We start from the raw sequence: 254 nt of genomic DNA on the forward strand, positions 1-254 counted from the left end.
GATGACGCGAAAATTTATGCTTGAATATCGGTCAGAGAAATTACAGGCCGGATTAATGCCGTCCAGTATTAATCGTGACTTATGCGTACTGTCTACCATGTTCACGGTGCTGATTGAAGCTGAGGTCTTTCACAACGCGAACCCTGTACGCGGTATACGAAAACTGAAAGTTCAGAACACAGAGATGGCCTTTCTTTCTGATGATGAGATTGAACGGCTTCTTGAGCGACTGGAGGGTGATGTGCGTCGTGTTG

The 254-nt window shown here is 46.1% G+C and carries 1 protein-coding gene; it reads left to right on the forward strand.

Annotation, left to right across the window (positions count from 1 at the left end; translation table 11 throughout):
* Position 1: 1 nt before the first annotated feature.
* A partial coding sequence (locus tag L0M99_RS10040) for a phage integrase (protein WP_425304318.1) occupies positions 2–254 on the forward strand: 253 nt, incomplete at its 3' end.

The sequence above is a fragment of the Varibaculum cambriense genome, assembly GCF_022133705.1.
GTDB classification, from domain to species: domain Bacteria; phylum Actinomycetota; class Actinomycetes; order Actinomycetales; family Actinomycetaceae; genus Varibaculum; species Varibaculum cambriense_A.